At 65.9% G+C, this 17,961-nt stretch carries 19 protein-coding genes; 14 read left to right on the top strand and 5 right to left on the bottom strand.

The features are described 5' to 3' along the window. Positions 1-242: 242 nt before the first annotated feature. Together AC4ELS_RS10575 and AC4ELS_RS10570 are read left to right on the top strand one after the other, a co-directional pair. The gene (locus AC4ELS_RS10575) at positions 243-1,613 is read left to right on the top strand and encodes an amino acid ABC transporter substrate-binding protein/permease (protein ID WP_499047454.1); all 1,371 of its coding nucleotides are present in this window, start codon (positions 243-245) and stop codon (positions 1,611-1,613) included. Beyond that, on the top strand, positions 1,610-2,383 hold the full coding sequence (locus AC4ELS_RS10570; protein WP_499047253.1) for an amino acid ABC transporter ATP-binding protein: 774 nt from the start codon (positions 1,610-1,612) through the stop codon (positions 2,381-2,383). The genes AC4ELS_RS10575 and AC4ELS_RS10570 overlap by 4 nt, the downstream gene beginning before the upstream one ends. A gap of 1 nt (position 2,384) precedes the next feature. Here the strand turns inward: AC4ELS_RS10570 and AC4ELS_RS10565 are convergent, their stop codons facing one another. Next, entirely contained in the window at positions 2,385-2,987 is a 603-nt protein-coding gene (locus AC4ELS_RS10565; protein ID WP_064959681.1) for a TetR/AcrR family transcriptional regulator, read from the bottom strand. A 104-nt stretch (positions 2,988-3,091) separates the two neighbouring features. Here AC4ELS_RS10565 and AC4ELS_RS10560 point away from each other — a divergent pair, with 104 nt between their 5' ends. Further along, entirely contained in the window at positions 3,092-3,979 is an 888-nt protein-coding gene (locus AC4ELS_RS10560) for an alpha/beta fold hydrolase (protein WP_499047251.1), read from the top strand. Here AC4ELS_RS10560 and AC4ELS_RS10555 read toward each other — a convergent pair. Continuing rightward, complete coding sequence (locus tag AC4ELS_RS10555) at positions 3,952-4,662, bottom strand: DUF3060 domain-containing protein (RefSeq protein WP_499047248.1); 711 nt, start codon at positions 4,660-4,662, stop codon at positions 3,952-3,954. The two genes, AC4ELS_RS10560 and AC4ELS_RS10555, sit on opposite strands and share 28 nt — an antisense overlap. Positions 4,663-4,906: 244 nt before the next feature. Here AC4ELS_RS10555 and AC4ELS_RS10550 point away from each other — a divergent pair, with 244 nt between their 5' ends. From AC4ELS_RS10550 to AC4ELS_RS10520, 7 genes are all read left to right on the top strand, one after another. After that, positions 4,907-5,746: a peptidoglycan recognition protein family protein gene (locus tag AC4ELS_RS10550; RefSeq protein ID WP_448442193.1), complete on the top strand. Its 840-nt coding sequence runs from the start codon at positions 4,907-4,909 to the stop codon at positions 5,744-5,746. Positions 5,747-5,855: 109 nt separating this feature from the next. Continuing rightward, positions 5,856-6,311 carry an MTB12 C-terminal domain-containing protein gene (locus tag AC4ELS_RS10545; RefSeq protein WP_448442195.1) on the top strand — a complete coding sequence of 152 codons (456 nt, stop codon included), beginning with the start codon at positions 5,856-5,858 and terminating at the stop codon, positions 6,309-6,311. 7 nt (positions 6,312-6,318) lie between these two features. After that, complete coding sequence (locus AC4ELS_RS10540) at positions 6,319-7,026, top strand: ABC transporter ATP-binding protein (RefSeq protein ID WP_448442197.1); 708 nt, start codon at positions 6,319-6,321, stop codon at positions 7,024-7,026. Continuing rightward, positions 7,023-7,811, top strand: coding sequence for an ABC transporter permease (locus AC4ELS_RS10535; RefSeq protein WP_499047246.1), 789 nt, complete (start codon positions 7,023-7,025; stop codon positions 7,809-7,811). Before AC4ELS_RS10540 ends, AC4ELS_RS10535 begins: the two co-directional genes overlap by 4 nt. Further along, a complete protein-coding gene (locus tag AC4ELS_RS10530; RefSeq protein ID WP_448442201.1) occupies positions 7,808-8,620 on the top strand; it encodes a methyltransferase domain-containing protein in 813 nt (270 codons plus the stop codon). Before AC4ELS_RS10535 ends, AC4ELS_RS10530 begins: the two co-directional genes overlap by 4 nt. 74 nt (positions 8,621-8,694) lie before the next feature. Beyond that, the gene (locus AC4ELS_RS10525; RefSeq protein WP_448442401.1) at positions 8,695-9,369 is read left to right on the top strand and encodes an ArsR family transcriptional regulator; all 675 of its coding nucleotides are present in this window, start codon (positions 8,695-8,697) and stop codon (positions 9,367-9,369) included. A 448-nt stretch (positions 9,370-9,817) separates the two neighbouring features. Next, a complete protein-coding gene (locus AC4ELS_RS10520; RefSeq protein ID WP_064887892.1) occupies positions 9,818-10,909 on the top strand; it encodes an MmpL3/TtfA transport complex stabilizer in 1,092 nt (363 codons plus the stop codon). A 1-nt stretch (position 10,910) separates the two neighbouring features. On the opposite strand, the gene AC4ELS_RS10515 is transcribed toward AC4ELS_RS10520, so the two are convergent. Next, complete coding sequence (locus AC4ELS_RS10515; protein ID WP_448442205.1) at positions 10,911-11,606, bottom strand: response regulator; 696 nt, start codon at positions 11,604-11,606, stop codon at positions 10,911-10,913. Then, positions 11,603-13,195 carry a sensor histidine kinase gene (locus AC4ELS_RS10510; protein WP_499047243.1) on the bottom strand — a complete coding sequence of 531 codons (1,593 nt, stop codon included), beginning with the start codon at positions 13,193-13,195 and terminating at the stop codon, positions 11,603-11,605. The genes AC4ELS_RS10515 and AC4ELS_RS10510 overlap by 4 nt, the downstream gene beginning before the upstream one ends. A gap of 184 nt (positions 13,196-13,379) precedes the next feature. Between AC4ELS_RS10510 and AC4ELS_RS10505 the strand changes: the two genes are divergently transcribed. The 3 genes from AC4ELS_RS10505 (at position 13,380) to AC4ELS_RS10495 (ending at position 15,606) form a co-directional block, all read left to right on the top strand. Further along, the gene (locus AC4ELS_RS10505; protein ID WP_448442209.1) at positions 13,380-13,652 is read left to right on the top strand and encodes a hypothetical protein; all 273 of its coding nucleotides are present in this window, start codon (positions 13,380-13,382) and stop codon (positions 13,650-13,652) included. A 148-nt stretch (positions 13,653-13,800) separates the two neighbouring features. After that, the gene (locus AC4ELS_RS10500) at positions 13,801-15,162 is read left to right on the top strand and encodes a cation:dicarboxylate symporter family transporter (RefSeq protein WP_064957237.1); all 1,362 of its coding nucleotides are present in this window, start codon (positions 13,801-13,803) and stop codon (positions 15,160-15,162) included. Between the two features lie 129 nt (positions 15,163-15,291). Further along, positions 15,292-15,606, top strand: a complete 315-nt coding sequence (locus AC4ELS_RS10495; RefSeq protein ID WP_499047240.1) for a hypothetical protein — start codon at positions 15,292-15,294, stop codon at positions 15,604-15,606. A 3-nt stretch (positions 15,607-15,609) separates the two neighbouring features. Here AC4ELS_RS10495 and AC4ELS_RS10490 read toward each other — a convergent pair whose 3' ends face one another. After that, complete coding sequence (locus AC4ELS_RS10490) at positions 15,610-15,921, bottom strand: hypothetical protein (RefSeq protein WP_064887532.1); 312 nt, start codon at positions 15,919-15,921, stop codon at positions 15,610-15,612. Between the two features lie 108 nt (positions 15,922-16,029). Between AC4ELS_RS10490 and AC4ELS_RS10485 the strand changes: the two genes are divergently transcribed. Next, positions 16,030-17,652: a fatty acid--CoA ligase gene (locus AC4ELS_RS10485; protein ID WP_499047238.1), complete on the top strand. Its 1,623-nt coding sequence runs from the start codon at positions 16,030-16,032 to the stop codon at positions 17,650-17,652. The last annotated feature ends 309 nt before the right edge of the window (positions 17,653-17,961 follow it).

Raw genomic sequence — 17,961 nt, 5'->3', positions numbered from 1 at the left:
CCCGGGTGGCACGCAGTGCGACCGTCCGACCCCATCGAGTCGCCGAACCGTGCCCCGGTAAATCCCGCCCTAATCGCAGTGACGGCGATAGCGTGAGAACTCGTCGTTTCCACACCTGGATAGGAGACTGGGCGATGAGAGCCGAATCCGCGTCGGGCGAGGGCATCGCCGGAGTCATCCGGTCCCCGCACCGGCTGTTGGCCGCCGTCGTGGCGTTACTGGTCGGGCTGGTCGGGGCCGCGATGCTGGCCCCGGCCCGTGCCGCCGCCGAAGGCGAGACCTATATCGTCGCCACCGACATCACGTTCGCGCCGTTCGAATTCCAGGACGTGGACGGGAAATTCGTCGGCATCGACATCGATCTCATCAACGAGATCGCGGCCGACCAGAAGTTCAACATCACGATCAAACCGCTGGGCTTCGACGCCGCACTGCAGGCCGTCCAGGCCAATCAGGCCGACGGCGTGATCGCGGGCATGTCGATCACCGACGAACGCAAGAAGGTCTTCGACTTCTCCGACCCGTACTTCGAGTCCGGGGTGCAGATGGCCGTGCTGGCCGGCAACGACGACATCAAGTCCTACGCCGATCTCAAGGGCAAGCGGGTCGCAGTCAAGAACGGCACCCAGGGCGCCGAGTTCGCCGAGTCGATCAAGGACAAGTACGGCTTCCAGATCGTCTCCTTCGCCGATTCCGCGTCGATGTTCGAGGAAGTCAAGACGGGTAACTCCGTTGCGGTCTTCGAGGACTACCCGGTGCTCGCCTACGGCATTCAACAGGGCAACGGGTTCAAGACCGTGACGCCGAAGGAGAAGGGCTCCAGCTACGGCTTCGCGGTCAACAAGGGCCGAAACGCCGAACTGCTGACGAAGTTCAACGCGGGTCTCAAGGAACTCAAGGACTCCGGCCGGTACGACCAGATCATCGAGAAATACCTCGGCGAGGGCGCCGCCGAGGCCGACAACTCGTTCATCGGACTACTCAAGAGCACCTTCCCGTTCCTGATGACCGGCCTGAAGATGACGCTCATCCTCACGGTGGTGTCCATCGCCATCGCGCTGGTGCTCGGCATCATCTTCGGGCTCTTCCGGGTGTCACGGTCGATCGTGCTGCGGGCCATCGGCACCACCTACGTCGACATCTTCCGCGGCACACCGCTTCTGGTGCAGGCATTCTTCATCTACTTCGGCATCCCGACCGCGCTGGGAATCCAGATGACTGCACTGACCGCGGGCATCATCACGCTCTCGCTCAACGCCGGCGCCTACATGACCGAGATCGTCCGCGGCGGAATCCAGTCGGTGGACAAGGGCCAGATGGAGGCGGCCCGCAGCCTCGGCATCGGGTACCTGCCGACGATGCGCAAAGTCATTCTGCCGCAGGCCATTCGCACCATGATCCCGTCGTACGTCAACCAGTTCGTCATCACCCTCAAGGACACCTCGATCCTGTCGGTCATCGGCATCGCCGAACTGACCCAGACCGGACGGCTGATCATCGCCCGCAACTACCAGTCGTTCACCATGTGGCTGATCATCGGCATCATCTACTTCATCGTCATCATGGCGCTGACGAAACTTTCCGACCGGCTCGAGAAACGGATGGTGAAATGACCCAACTGGTACCGGAAGCCGCGGCCGCCGAACCCGAGGGCACCGTCAAGATCCGCATCGAGGGACTCAAGAAGTCGTTCGGTGACCTGGTGGTGCTCGACGGCATCGACACCACGATCAGCAAGGGCGAGGTGGTCTGCGTCATCGGCCCGTCCGGATCGGGCAAATCCACCTTCCTGCGGTGCCTCAACAAGCTCGAGGACATCACCGCAGGAAAGGTCACGGTCGACGATTTCGACCTCACCGACCGCAGGGTGAACCTCGACAAGGTCCGTCAGCACATCGGCATGGTCTTCCAGCACTTCAACCTGTTCCCGCACATGACCGTGATCGACAACGTGACACTGGCGCCGCTGCTGACCAAGAAGATGGACAAGGCCGCCGCCGAGAAACGGGCCATGGAGTTGTTGACCCAGGTGGGGCTCGCCGAGAAGGCCAAGGTCAAGCCGGCCACGTTGTCGGGTGGACAGAAGCAGCGCGTCGCGATCGCCCGCGCCCTGGCGATGAACCCGTCGATCATGTTGTTCGACGAGGCCACCAGCGCGCTGGACCCTGAGATGGTCGGCGACGTGCTGCAGGTGCTGCGTGACCTGGCCGAGGGTGGCATGACGATGGTGGTGGTGACGCACGAGATGGGTTTCGCCCGCGAGGTGGCCTCCCGGGTGATCTTCATGGCCGACGGCAACATCGTCGAGGACGACTCGCCGTCCGAGGTGTTCGACAACCCGAAACATCCTCGGCTTCAGGAGTTCTTGTCGAAGGTGCTGTAGCTCAGCCGACGAACAGCCCGTCGACCAGTGCCCGGGCCACCACGCCCGCGTCGCGCCGGGCCGCGGCCGGATCGTCGGCGGTCGCGATCAGCAGGGCCGCCTCGTCCAGCGCCCCGATGATCATCGACGCCAGGGTTTCGACGGGAAGGTCGGGGAGTTCACCGGCCTCGACGGCGCTGCGGATGCCGTCGCGCAGGGCGCCGAGGTAATTGCGGTTGTCGATCTCGCGCATCTGAGCGAATCCCAGTGCGGCCGGCGCCTGCAACACGCTGATTCGGGCCACGGTGGGGTCGAGGCAGCCGTCAAGGAACTCCTCGATGCCTGCCTCGAGTTGGCCGCGGCTGGTGGCATGGGCCAGCGCCGCGGGTAGCACCCGTTGTGCCAATTGGCCTTCCACATCCTCGTAGACCGCTCGGAACACCGCCTCCTTGGTGGGGAAGTGGTAGTACAGGGCGTTTCGGGTCACGGCCGCGACGCGCGCGATGTCCCCGGTGGAGACGGCCGCGTAGCCCCGTTCGACGAACAGTGAGCGCGCCGCGGCGACCAGCGCCGAGCGGGTGGCCTCACTGCGTTGTTCGCGGCCGTCGCGTCCATCTTCACTCACGGGGAAATTTTAACAAGCTGTATGTATTGATGTTCCGCCAATGATGTGTTTGCATACAGTCTGTATTGATTTATGTCCGATGCTCGCGGCGAGAGGACAGACAGATGGACACACTCAGCTCCCGGCGGACGGTCTCGTTGCCCTGTGGTCCGATCGGCGTGCGCGAATGCGGTGACGGCCGCCCGGTCGTCCTGCTGCACGGACTTGTTGCCAACGGATTGGTCTGGCGTCACGTGGCTGACGGCCTCGGAGGCGGAATCCGTTGTATCGCGCCCGATCTGGCGCTCGGATCGCACACCCCGGCGTTGCCCGACGCCGATCTCACCCTGCCCGGGCTGGCCCGGACCGTCATCGACCTGCTCGACGCCCTGGAGATCCCGCAGGCAGTGCTCGTCGGCAACGGCTACGGCGGCGACATCGCCCAGGTGGCCGCCGCGTGCTACCCGCAGCGGGTCGAGGCCCTGGTGCTCGTCGCCACCAACGCCTTCGACTCCGATCCGTGGCCGGTGAAACTGCTGTCCCGGCTCGCCTCGCTGCCCGGTGCCGGACTGCTGCAGTCGGCATTGATCGGTCTGAAACCCGTGCAACGTCTCCGGATCACCTATGGCGGCGCGACCAAGCGTCCCATCCCGGCCGACATCATGGCCTCCTACCTGCAGCCGCTCCGCAGTGATCCTTTGGTGCGGAACGATTTCCGGCGTTTCCTCGGTGAGTTGTCGCCGGCGTACCTGGCGGAGTACTCGCCCCGGCTGGCCGACTACGATCGACCCGCGCTCGTGGTCTGGCCACGCGAGGAGCGTTATTTCCCCGCCGAAGGGGCCTCGCGTCTGGCGCAGACGCTGCCGCAGGCCGCACTCCAATTCATCGACGACTCCTATGCCTGGGTGCCAGAGGACAATCCGGCACCGCTGGTGGGTCTGCTCGATGAATTCTTCCGGCGCCTCGACCGTCGGGCCGAACCCGATCAGCCCGCCTCGACCACGTTGGACTGACCCGAATTGCTCACCTCGGGTTCCCCAGTGCGGTAGGTGACGCGGTTTTCGAATCCTGACACGCCGATGGCGTCGGCGGACTCGACGGTGATGACGTTCTTGACACCGGACACCGTAAGGCCCACGCAGTGACCGGTGATCTCCAGTTCGTTCTCGATGCCGCTCACGATCACGGTGTTGTCCCGGCACTCGACGGTCCGATGCTCGTTGATGCCAGAGACGATCACCGTCTCTCCCGCCGGAACCTGCGTCGGCGCAACAGGGCCGGGAACCGGTACCCCGTTGATGCTGGTCTGCCGGATGGTGGTCGATTGGCTGTCCGAGTACGAGTCGGTGTCAGTCGTTTCTGTGTCGCCAGTGCCTGCGCCGGTATTGCTGAACATCACGGTGGCGGCGATACCCCCGGCGACCAGGATCACCGTCAGTGCGCCGAACAGGACGAAGAACGGGGTGGCGCTCGAAGTGCGTCGCGGTTGCGGCGGGGTGGGGTAGGGCTCGTAGCCCGGCCACGGAGCCGGGGGGCCCGGGGGTGGCGGCGGGTACGCGTTGGTCCACGGCTGGGTCGGCGGCGGACCGGAAGGGCGAACGGTCTTACCGGTGCCCAACTCGGACGCTTGGGCGGCATCAGCCAACGGGCGCTCGAGCTCCCGGATGCGGGCCTCGGGGTCGTCCTTCGGATCCATGCGCAGATGCTCGCACATCTGGCCGCCGATGCGGACGGAAAGCGTGGTCGCAACCAGACAGGTATGTTTGCCTGCCGTGCTGTGGGCGAACGTGCTGCCTGGATGCTGTGCAGGTGGTGTTCCTGTGGGCAAATATATTGACACATAACCTGTCTGACCGCTTCGGTGAGGGTGAGGAACTGTCGGTCCGCGCGCGTAGGCTTGGGGTCACCGATCGTTTGCTATGGAAGGAAAAGGAATCTCAGTGCCACAGACAGGACGATGGACCGGGGATCCGGTCTGGCTGGCCGACGTGCTCCGAGCCGAAGGTATCGACCTTGTCGAGTACCCCGGTTGGCGCACCCGGGGGCACGGCGATTTCAAAGACATCCGCGGGGTGATGGTGCATCACACCGGGTCGGACACCGCCACCGCTGCATCCATCGCCAATGGGCGTCCGGACCTTCCCGGACCGTTGTCGCAGTTGCACATCGCGCGCGACGGAACGGTGACGGTCGTGGCGCTCGGGGTGGCCTGGCATGCCGGTGTCGGCATGTATCCGTGGTTGCCGACGAACATGGGCAATTGGCACATGATCGGTATCGAGTGCGCCAACAGCGGTACCAGTCCGACGGCACCGCATCGCAAAAATTGGCCTGATGCACAGTATTTCGCTCTGGTGCGGTGCTGCGCCGCGATCAACCGCCGGTTGGCGCAGAGCTCTGAACGCACCATAGGGCACAAGGAATACGCCGGCCGCGCGCAAGGCAAGTGGGATCCGGGCGCCATCGACATGGACATCCTGCGCGCCGACATCCAGGCGCAGATCGGCGATGTCGGGAAGCCGGCACCGACGCCTCGACCGCCTGTGCCCGTGGGGCAGTACACCGATGTGCTGCTGTATCGGCCCATGGAGGGGCCCGAGGTTGCCGCATTGCAGCGCAGGCTCAGGTCCGCCTACGCGGCATATGCGGGGGATCTCGAGGTCGACGGAGTCTTCGGCCCGCAGACCGAGGCCGCGGTCAAGGAGTTCCAACGGCGTACCCGCGGGCTGAAGGTCGACGGCATCGTCGGCCCCGCCACCGCAGCTGCGTTACGGCTCTGACCCCTGCGCGCAAACTTACTCACCCGCGTTCCTGACGAAGGTGTTGTCTTAGGCTAACCAAACTTCTATGGTTAACCGGATACTTCTCCTTCAAATTAAGGAACCGCTGATGAAGCGCCTGATCTGCCTGCTTGCCAGTGCTGTTGTTGTGCCCTTCTCAGTGGTGACAGCGCCCCTCGCCAGCGCCGAGGACTTCGCCATCACGGCGCCGGTGCCCGCGCTGGAGGAACTCAATGCCCAGATCCAGCTACTCGTGGCGAGTCAGGCGCCGGATCACGTCAAGGCCGCACAGCTGGAGGGCGGATCACGGGCGGTGATCGTGCCGAAGATGGTCTACCGGATCGGGATTTTTCGCGCCCCGAAAGGCTCGGCGGTGGTGACCGGGCCCGAGACCCACGACGGCAACAGTCACACCGCGGTGATCAACGGCAGTCGCGTCGGCCAGCCCACCCTGCAGATACCCGGCGAATGGCGCTATATCGACGGGCAGTGGAAGCTGGCGAGCAAGTCGATGTGCAACGGCATCTCGACCCTGGGCCTGCCCATTCCGTGCAATTTCCAGTGATCCGGAGATGATCGAGGTCCGCGGGTTGACCAAGGCGTTCGGGAACACGCCGGCGCTGACCGATGTCAGCGCTTCCTTCCCGGCCGGTACGGTCACCGGGCTGCTCGGCCTCAACGGTGCCGGAAAAACCACGCTGCTCCGTGTGATCGCGGGCATGGAGCGTGCCGACAGCGGCACAGTGACGTTGTGCGGGAATCCAATTGATCACTGCGCGGAACCGATGCGGATGCTCGGTGTGCACTTCGACCCGATGGCGATGGACCCGCGACACAGTGCCCAGCGCCACCTGTCGTGGCTGGCGGCGCTGGGCGACATCGCCCGCGGGCGCATCGACGACGTGCTGGCGCTGGTAGGGCTGACCGAACTCCGGCACCGACGCATCGCGCAGCTGTCGATGGGCGCGCGGCAGCGGCTGGCCATCGCCAGCGCTCTGTTGGCCGAACCGCGGGCGCTGATCTTCGACGAACCCGTCAATGGCCTGGACGTCCCCGGCATCGTCTGGCTGCGGGAGTTGTTGCGGCAGTTGGCTGCCGAAGGCCGGACCGTGGTGGTGGCCAGCCATCTGCTCGGTGAGGTGGCGTTGACCGCGGACCGGCTGCTCGTGATGGAACGGGGGCGGGTGGCCGCAGCGGGCAGCCTTGACGAGATCCTGCCCGCCGGTGCAGATCCGCGTCAGCACCTTGAGGCCCTGCTCCTGCGGATGGCCGCGGCATGAGCGGGACGGTGCTGCGCAGCATGCGCGCCGAGATGATCCGCACCGGCGGCCGCGGGCCGCTGTGGAGCGTCCTGGTGCCGGCGGCGGCGATCCTTCCCGCCGTGATCACATACCTGATCGCCTATGTCGCAGAACAATTCGCTCGCATCCCGGGCCAGAGCTATGTCCAGCAGGTGTCGACCACGAACGCCGCGTACTGGGTGATCACCGTGACCGTCGTGTTGGCCGCGTTGGCGGCAGCCCACGGCCAGGCCCACGAATTCCGCTATGGAGCACAACAATACGTGCGATTCGCACTGCCACGTGCATCGGCGGCCCTTGCCGGTAAGTGGTTGTACTACGGACTACTCGGGGCCGTGGTGGCGGCAGCCATGGTGGTGCTGGTGCTGGTCACCCTGCCCTGGGTGTCGACTTCGGTCTACGGACAGGTCTCGCTGACCGATCCGCATGGCGTGCGTCTGCTGTGGACCGTGCCCGTCTACGCGTTCTTCGCGGCGGGTCTCGGGCTCGGAGTGGGTGCGGTGATCAGAACACCGGCCGCAGCCGTCGGAGTGATCCTGTTGTGGGTGTACGTCATCGAAACTGCCGTCGGCTACCTGCCCGGCGGCTATTCGCTGCAACGGTTCATGCCGTTTCTCAACGGGGTCTTCGCCACCGGGCAGGACATCGTCCTGAACCCGCCATGGGGACCCGACCTGGCCCTGGCGTACACGTGCGCCCTGTTTTCCGTTGTCCCGCTGTGCAGTACGTGGTGCATGGCCCGCAGAGGAGGAATCACGAGATGACCGGCAAGAACGATCTGCCGCTGGCGCAACGGTCCGATGCCGATGTGCCCGGGCACTGGCTGCTGGCCCGGCTCGGCAAGAGGGTGCTCCGGCCCGGAGGGCTGGAGCTGACCACCCGACTGCTCGCCGCGGCCCGAATCAGCGGCGCCGACGTCGTTGAACTCGGGCCAGGGCTTGGCCGGACCGCCACCGACATCGCCGCATGCGGGCCCCGCTCGTACGTCGGCGTCGACGACAGCTCGACCACCTCGGCCCCGCTGCAGAAAGTGGTGGCCGACACCGGCGGGCGGTTGGTGGACGCCGACGCCGCCAGCACCGGACTGGACGCCGGTTCGGCCGATGTGGTCGTCGGCGAGGCCATGCTGACCATGCAGGGCGACAAGGCCAAACAGGCCATCGTCGACGAGGCCTTCCGGGTCCTGCGCCCCGGTGGGCGCTACGCCATCCACGAACTGGGCCTGATGCCCGACCAACTCGCCGACGACATCAAGGACGACATCCGCCGCCAGATGGCCCGCGCCATCAAGGTCAACGCCCGGCCGCTGACCGTGGCCGAATGGACCGAGCTGCTGACCGGCGCGGGATTCGAGGTGGTCACTGTTGAGCGTGCCCCGATGGCGCTGCTGGAACCGCGCCGGGTGATCGCCGACGAAGGCCTGCTCGGAGCGCTGCGCATCGTCGGCAACGTGCTGACGCATCCGGCTGCCCGCAAGCGGGTTCTCCACATGCGCAAGACCTTCGCCCGCTACCGCGATCATCTGACCGCGGTGGCGATCGTCGCCACGGTGCCTGCCGCAGAATCGAAATGACTCCTGCCGCGGTGCCGGATGGGCGGCCCGCCGCCGTGCCGGACGGGCGGCCCGCCGCCGTGCATGATGTGGGCATGCCCCGGCACGGTCAACGCATCGAATCGGATCGGGCAGTCGGCCAGCAGCGGCAGCGGGTTCTCGACCTGCTGCGTGCCGCAGACAGCCCGGTGGACGCCCGACAGATCTCCGAGACACTGCGGATCCACGTCACCACCGCTCGGTTTCACCTCAGCACCCTCGAAGACCAGGGCATCATCCGCCGTGGCGGGGCGGCATCCGGCGGCGGGCGGGTCGGACGACCGCGGCTGACCTACGAGATCGCCCCACGACTCGACTACGCCGACATCGTCGCGCTGTTCGCGGCGCACCTCGGCGGCACTCCCGCCGAACGGGAAGTGCGGGCACTGCGAATCGGTGCCGATCTGGCCCGGCGAGTGCGCGTAGCGCGCCGGCGCAGTGAGACGTCGATCGCCGACCTGGTGGTGGCCACCCTGAGTGAGCTGGGATTTCAGGTCCGCTCAGTGCTCACCTCGTTCGGTGAGGTGTCCGTGGAGATCTGCACCTGCCCGCTGGCCGAGGTCGCGGTGGATTCGCCCGAGGTCGTGCGCGGCATCCAGCAGGGCCTGATCCAGGAAGTGATCGACTTGAACGCCGAGGTCATCGGCGGTCGATACGCGGCTTCGGTGCGGCCCGACGCCCGGCACGGATCGTGCGAAGTGAGTCTCGTCGTTCGGCCGGTGGCGGGGTAGTTGCTGCCGACAGCGAACTGCCCATGCGGCATGACTCATCTTTCACAGCAGTAACACATATCGGCCGTCACCGCAGCCTGCCCGGTGTTGACGCTCTGGAAAGTTTGCTGGCGTGTCGCAGTGTGATCTACCGCTCACTTTTGCCGGCGATGGTAAGAATTGCTATTGACGGTCCCGCTGCTCGTGAAATGTGCCACGTCTAACCGAGCCTGCGAAGTCGCTGGTAACAGGGTTTTAATCAAATGCGTCCAAAAGGTAACGAGTCGATAACGAAGAATTTCCTAAGCGCATTCTGAGAGAGAATTGGCCTGTGCGACTTATTCGCTGTGAAGTCGTCCGGGACCTGTCGGTTTCGTCGCTAGACTCAATGCAACCGCGCCACTCCCGGCGCAGATCGACCTGAAATCTAGAGCCGGTGACAGCCTTGCCGGCGGAGGTGCCGATAACGATGGCAAACAACTTCCTGCGCGCGCTGGTCACGGCGCTGCGCGCTGGCCACGATGATCGCGCCATCGACGATTCGACTGCTCGCAGCGTCGCATTCGACGGTGCGCTGGACGACATCGATGTGGCCGGACTGGCCGCAGTCGGACGCGGGCCGATCGGCGACATCGCAGTCGATCCCGAGCGTGACACCGTGGTGGTCACCAACACCGGCGCGCAGAGCCTGACCGTGATCAACCCTCACACCATGGGTGTCGTGGGCTCGGTCCGTCTCGCCGGAGACCCTTTTGCCGTCGTCGTCGCGGATGACCGTGCCTACGTCAGCGTCGCCACTCCCGGGCACGACGCGATCGCGGCGGTCGACACCATCACCGGTGCCGTGCTCAACGAGTACCCGCTGGCCTTCAGCGTCACCGCCCTGTCCATCAGCCCGGACGGCAAGCGGGTGTTCGCCGGCCGCGCGGGCCACGAGCGCATCGACATCGCGGTCATCGACACCACCGCCGAGCGCGTCGGCACCATCGACATCGCCACCGGCGCGGGTGTCAACCTCGACGCCCTACAGATCGACTCGACCGGCAAGCGCCTGTACGTGGCCACCTCGGACTTCCGTGGCAGCCGGTTGGTCGTCGTCAACACCGAGACCGCTCAGGCGCAGGCAACGGTCTGGATCGGCGCACCGATCCGTGACATCGCGATCGGCGACGGCGTTGCCTACGTGCTGACCTCTGACCTGGCGCATCGCGGTGTGGTGCACACCGTTGACCTGTCCGCCGGGACCGTGGTGGACGCCGTCGAGATCGGCGGGGCGCCGACCCAGTTGGTGCTGAGCCCTGACACCACCCGCGCGTACGTGGTCGACTATGACCGTGTGATCGTCTGGTGCACGCTGACCAGCGAGGTGCAGGGCAGCATCGACGTGCACGCCCAGCCTGCGGCGGTCGCCTTGCGCGACAACGGCACTCGGCTCTACATCGCCGACTACGCGGGCCAGGTCAACGTCTTCGACGTCGCCGAATCGCTGTACTCGCAGCTGGCGTCGACGGATGCAGTCGAGATGCACCACCTGCCCGCGCTGGCGCCGGCCGGGGTCTGATTCAACGCCACCTGTAGCGGGTGCGCGGCCGCCCGGCTTTGCCGTAATCCGTAGTGCGGGTGACGGTGCCTTCATCGGCCAGACGCTCGAGGTAGCGCCACGCCGTCACCCGTGACACTCCGACCCGCTTGGCCGCCTCGTCGGCGGTCAGGCCGTCGGGTTCGTCGCGCACAGCCACGGCAATACCTTCTGTGGTCTGCGGCGCCGCACCCTTTGCGGAAGATCTGACAGATTCGCTTGAGGCAACCCGCAATTCGGCCAACGCTCGGTCAACCTCGGCCTGGCTGGCGGCATCAGTCCCCGACGGCAGCGCTAAACGATAACGGCGATAGCGCTCCAGCCGATCGCGAAAGGCCGCGAAGGTGAACGGTTTGAGCAGGTAGGCCAGGGCGCCGTGGGCGACCGCGGCGCGCACCATCTCCAGATCGCGCTCGGAGGTGATCGCGATGATATCGGGCGCCGGCCGCAGCCCGGAAAGCCCGGATGCCAGCGAGATTCCGCTTGCGTCGGGCAATCCGAGATCCAGCAGTACCAGGTCCACCGGATGTTCGGAGGCCGCGGCCCCGGCTGCCGCGCGCATCGCGTCGCGGGCGGTGTGTGTCACCGCGGTCACCGAAAACCCTTCCAGGCGACCGAGATAAGTCTGGTGGGCCTCAGCAATCAACGGATCGTCCTCGACGATGAGCACATTGATCATCGCGGCACCGTTGCCGTGACCACGGAGCCGTACGTGACGTCGGTTCGCAGCGTCCCGCCGTGTCGTTTGACCGTCTGCGCCACCAGAGCCAGGCCCAGCCCGTGGCCGGACGTATCCGATTTCGTCGAATATCCGCGCTGCATTGCCTTTTCGAAGGTGTCCGGATCCATCCCGTCTCCGCTGTCGGCGACCCGGATCAACAACTCGCGATCGTCCTGGCTCACCGTGACCTCGATCCACGGATCCTCACGGTCACACGCATCCATGGCATTGTCGATCAGGTTACCCAGCACCGTCACCATCTCCGGTCCGGAGAGCACGGTGTCGGCGGACAACTGGGTGTCCTCGGTGACGGTCAGCGTGATCCCACGTTCGTCCGCCTGAGCGGTCTTGCCGAGAAGCACTGCCACCAGAGCCGGTTCGCCCACGGCCTGCGACAATCGGTCCACCAGGCGTTGGGACAACTCCAACTCGCTGGTGGCGAACCGAACCGCGTCCTCGGGTCGGCCCATCTCCACCATGGTGACCACGGTGTGCAGCTTGTTCGCCGATTCGTGCGCCTGTGCCCGCAGTGAGTCGGTCAGTACCTGCAGCGAGCTGAGTTCACCCAGGGCGCCTTGTAGTTCGGTGCGGTCACGGATCGTGACGACCTCGGACATGACCCCCCGGTCGCTTCGGTCCTGACCGCCGAATCCTGAACCGGCGACCAGTGCTCGGTTGACCACCAGCACCCGGTCCCCGGTGACGTGCAACTCGTCGCGCGCTCCAGGTGCGGTGGTGCGCAGAAACTCCGGCAGGTCCTGTGTCCGCACCGGCCCCGGCGCGAGCCCCAGTAGACGGCGGGCTTCGTCATTCACCAGCGCCACACCGCCACGATCGAGCACGATGAGTCCCTCGGACACTGAATGCAGGATCGCGTCGTGGTGGTCGTACATGACCCGCAACTCGTCGGGTCGCAGCCCCCGCGTCTGACGCAGCAGCCTGCGCCGGATGGCCCACACCCCGATCAGCGAAATCCCGAGTGCGGCAGCGGTTACCGCAACGATCACCGGGATCTGCGCACGCCAGCGCTGGCCCAGGGTCTGCTGGGTGATCCCGGCCGACACCATGCCCACGATGCTGCCGTCGCGACCACGCACCGGTGCGATCGCGCGCACCGACGGGCCAAGCGTCCCGGTGTAGACCTCGCTGAAGGTGTCGCCGCGGAGTGCGGGCTCGACCGTGCCCAGGTAATGGCCGCCGATCTGGCTGGGATCGGTGTGGGTGAACCGGACGCCGTCCGGCGCCATGATCGTGATGAACGCGATGCCCGTCTCCGTGCGTACCGCCTCGGTGACCGGCTGCAAAACCTCTGTCGCAGTGCCGGATTCGATGGCCGCCGCAGTCGAAGGTGAATCCGCCAGGGTAGTGGCGATGCCGATCACCTGCTGCCGGGCCGCATCCTCACCGTCACGACGGGCATCGATAAGGGCCAGCGCCGTGCCGGCCAGCACCACCACTGCGACCACCAGGACCTGCAGGGCGATGGCCTGCCCCGCCAAGGAGCGCGGCCAGATTCGGCCCGACAGTCGTCGCCACCAACGCGTCACCGCACCTCCGATTGTGAAGGCAACAATCTTCCCAAAAAGTGGCGCGGATATCCGCTGGTAGCGAGTTCGCGGCGGCACTTCTGCCACCTTCGCGGCCGTCAATTCAGGGCTGCTGTTCGCGGGCGCGGAGTCGTAGAATCTGACCATAAGCAGGGGTCGAGGGTAGATCCAAGGGAGACCTGCGATGAGCGTGATTCATCGCTTGACAACCATCATCATGGCCGCGGTTGCGTCACTGGCAGTGGTGACGGCGATTTCCCCGGTGGTCGGCAATGCGACCGAGTGCGGGGCGGGCACCGTCTTCGACCCGCCGTCGAACACCTGCGTGGCGGCGCAGGTGCCGCCCCCTCCGCCGCCGCCACCCCCTCCACCCGCGTGGAACGGCGACATCACGCCCTACTTCTCGGTCGGTATCTGCGCACCGATCCCATTCGTCGCGCTCTGCGCGGGCATCTGAGCGATTGATCGACGGTCCGGTCCCCGAAGCCGCTCGCGTAGGGGACCGGACCGCTGCGTGAACGTAATGAACTAAAACGTGACCTGGCTCACCCTATGGTCGAAGGTGCTTGTAACAGCGCATTCGAAGTCAACTGGAGGTGGCACCGATGACCGTGTCCGTAGACCCGCAATCAGAGCCGGCGTCCCCGCCGCGTCGCGACCGCACTCACTGGCTCTACATTGCGGTCATCGCGGCCGTCGTCGTCGGCATCGTGGTCGGTCTCGTCGCACCTGAGGTCGGTAAGAGCGTCGGTGTACTCGGCACCATGTTCGTCAGCCTGATCAAGATGATGATCGGCCCCATCATCTTCTGCACGATCGTGTTGGGCATCGGCTCGGTGCGCAAGGCCGCGACCGTCGGGAAGGTCGGTGGGCTGGCCTTCGGCTACTTCCTGGTGATGTCCACGATCGCGCTGACCATCGGGCTGGTGGTCGGCAACCTGATCCACCCCGGCAGCGGCATGCACCTGACCGAAAGTTCGGCAGGAAAGGGCGCCGAACTCGCGGAGAAAGCTCACGAGTCCGGCGGACTGATGGACTTCGTCCAGGGCATCATCCCGGAGACGCTGTTCTCCTCGCTGACTGCCGGAAGCGTGCTTCAGGCGTTGTTCGTGGCGCTGCTGGTCGGATTCGCGCTGCAGGGCATGGGCAGCGCCGGGGAACCGATCCTGCGCGGCATCGAGCACCTGCAGAAGCTCGTGTTCAAGGTGCTGATCATGATCCTGTGGCTGGCGCCGATCGGTGCCTTCGGCGCGATCGCCAACGTCGTCGGACAGACCGGCTGGACAGCCGTCACGCAGCTGCTGACCCTGATGCTGGGCTTCTACGTGACCTGTGTGCTGTTCGTGTTCGGCGTGCTCGGTGTATTGCTGCGTGCGGTGTCTGGTGTGTCCATCTTCAAACTGGTCCGGTACCTGGCCCGCGAGTATCTGCTGATCTTCTCGACATCGTCGTCGGAGTCGGCGCTGCCGCGCCTCATCGCCAAGATGGAGCACCTGGGCGTCGACCGCAGCACTGTCGGTGTCGTTGTGCCGACCGGGTATTCGTTCAATCTCGACGGCACCGCGATCTACCTGACCATGGCTGCGCTGTTCATCGCCGACGCGCTGAGCGCCCCGATGTCCGTCGGGCAGCAGATCGGTCTGCTGGTGTTCATGATCGTTGCGTCGAAGGGAGCCGCCGGTGTGACGGGTGCCGGACTGGCCACGCTGGCCGGCGGCCTGCAGGCGCACCGCCCGGATCTGCTCGACGGGGTCGGACTGATCGTCGGAATCGACCGCTTCATGTCCGAGGCCCGCGCGGTGACCAACTTCTCCGGTAACGCGGTGGCCACCCTGCTCGTCGGCTCGTGGACGCACACTGTGGACAAGGCCAAGGTCGATGCGGTGCTGCGTGGGGACGACCCGTTCGACGAGCTCACCATGGTCGATGACCACTCCGCGGCGGCCGCCGAACCTGCGCGCGTCTAGCCTCACGGCAAAAGGCCCGGCCGGTACATCCGGCCGGGCCTCTCGCGTTGAACCGGCGCCGAGCCTGGCCCGTAACAACGGGCAGGACATCACCGAAAAGGTGTATGCGACAAGAAAGAAGACACGACCATGCGAGCATCAATCATCATGCTCGCCGCGTCGGGGGCGGCAGTAAGCACGATTCTGGCGCCGGCAGTGCCGGCACATGCCGATTCCGCGGTCGAGACGATCGGTCTGCTGGAAGCCGAGGGCTTCTACGTCAACATCGACCGGGTGGGCAGTGCGCCACTCGACCAGTGCACCGTCACAAGCATCCGCAATCCACAGACCCAGACCAGGCTCATTCGGGTCGAACGGTTCGGCAAGAACGGCGCGAAGGATTTCGATCTCGTACCCGTGGTGGTGCGCCGAACCATCACGGTGTCACTGGACTGCTCCAGGTGAGCGTCAGCGCTGGCAGTTGAGCGACACCGACACGGTCCGGCTGGTGACCGACGGCACCAGGATCCGGTCACCGCCCAGCCCCGGCCCGACGTAAGGCACCAACTGGCTGACCTGTTGAGGGTTGCGCACACTGGTGACCGTGCACTGGTCCAGCGGCGCGGTCCCGATCTTGTCGATGGTGACGGTGTAGCCCTCGGACTGCAGCCGGTTGATCGTGTCCTGCGCCGTCTCCTCGGCCGAGGCCACCGCGGACGACGCGCCCACCACGCCCAACACAGCCAGCCCCACTGCCGCCGGCAGCGACTTCGTGCGCATCGGACACGTCCTTCCGTTGTGGTCAGTCCATCTTCCCCTACATACATCGTTCGGGAAATTCGAAACGTTCCCGCCGGCGCCGACCGACGAGCGCATACCATCGCGCCCGTGAAGAGCACGATGCAGAACTGGCCGTTGACGATCACGTCGATCCTGCGACATGCCTGCGGCGTCAACGGGGACCGGACCGTGACCACCGCGGTCGGCGAGGGCCGCTACCGCACGATCGACTATCGGGAGCTGGGCGGGCAGGCGGCGCAGCTGGCCCATGCCCTGCGCGGGCTCGGGGTCGACGGCGACCAGCGCGTCGGCACGTTCATGTGGAACAACACCGAGCACCTCGTCGCCTACCTCGCGGTGCCCGCGATGGGCGCCGTGCTGCACACCCTGAACATCCGGTTGTCGGCCGAACAGATCGCCTACATCGCCAACGAGGCGGCCGATCAGGTCGTCATCGCCGACGCCTCCGTGGTGCCGCTGCTCGCCCCGGTCCTGCCCCTGCTGGAGACCGTGCACACCGTGGTCATGGTGGGCGAGGGCGACGTGGAGGCGTTGAAGGGTGTGACGGTCGTGCGCTGGGATGATCTGCTGGCCGGGCAGCCAGAAGAATTCGACTGGCCGGAGATCGACGAAAACTCCGCGGCGGCAATGTGTTACACCAGCGGCACGACTGGCAATCCGAAAGGCGTGGTGTACAGCCACCGTTCGAGCTACCTGCATGCGCTGAACACCTGCACCGCCAATGCGCTCGACGTCAGCTGTGGTGACACCGTGCTGCCGATCGTCCCGATGTTCCACGCCAACGCGTGGGGCCTGCCGTATGCGGCACTCATGGCCGGCGCGAACGTGGTGATGCCCGACCGGTTCATGGACGGCGCCTCGTTGATCAATCTGATCGAAACGCAACGCCCGACCGTGGCCGGTGCGGTGCCGACCATCTGGAACGACGTCATGCACTGCCTGGAAAAGAATCCCGGACATGACATTTCGTCGCTGCGACTGGTCGCCTGCGGCGGTTCGGCCGTGCCGCTCTCCCTGATGAAGACCTTCCAGGAGACCTACGGCGTACACATCCAGCAGGCCTGGGGGATGACCGAGACCTCGCCGCTGGCCACGGTGGCCAAGCCGCTGCCCGGGGTGTCCGAGGAACGGCAGTGGGAGATGCGGGTCAGCCAGGGCAGGCCGATGTGCGGCGTGGAGGTGCGCGTCGTCGACGACGAGGGTGCCGCGCTGCCCAGCGACGGTTCCGCGGTCGGCGAACTGGAGGTACGGGGCCCGTGGATCACCGGGGCCTACTACCTGGGCCGTGACGCCGAGAAGTTCGACACCGGCTGGTTGCGCACCGGAGACGTCGGCGTCATCGATCCGCAGGGCTACGTGACGCTGACCGACCGCGCCAAGGACGTCATCAAGTCCGGCGGCGAGTGGATCTCCTCGGTGGAGTTGGAGAACCATCTCATCGCCCACCCCGCGGTGCTGGAGGCGGCCGTGGTCGGGGTGCCCGACGAGCGCTGGCAGGAACGCCCGCTGGCCGTCGTGGTGTTGAACGAGGGCGCTTCGGCGGAAGCGGCTGAACTGAGGGAGTTCCTGGCAGACAAGGTGGTTCGCTGGTGGCTGCCCGAGCGGTGGACATTCATCGAGCAGGTGCCGCGCACCAGCGTCGGCAAGTACGACAAGAAGACCATCCGGGCCCGTCACGCGGACGGTGCCTATGAAGTGGTCACGCTGTAGTTCTCCGTTGGTCCGTCGTCCCCGCCATTGTCACGCTGGAGTGGCTCTCGAGCCCGAGCGTCACGCTGGGGTGACTAACCGCGCTGGCCCGACCCCGCCCTGTCACGCCAGAGTGGCTGTCGACGTCGACAGCCACTCCAGCGTGACAACGGGGCAACGGGGCAACGGGGCGACGGGGCGGGAGGGGCGACGGGGCGCGTCGGACGGGACCGCTAGACATCCCAGGACCGCAAGTTGTCAAGCGGCCTCGGTGTCCCGGGTGGTGTGACGGTGTGCCCAGGCTTTGTGTTCGTCATAGGTGGTGTGGTG

The organism is Mycobacterium shunyiense (assembly GCF_058270035.1).
The sequence above is the reverse complement of the archived record's forward strand: the minus strand, read 5'-3'. Positions and strand labels throughout refer to the sequence as shown.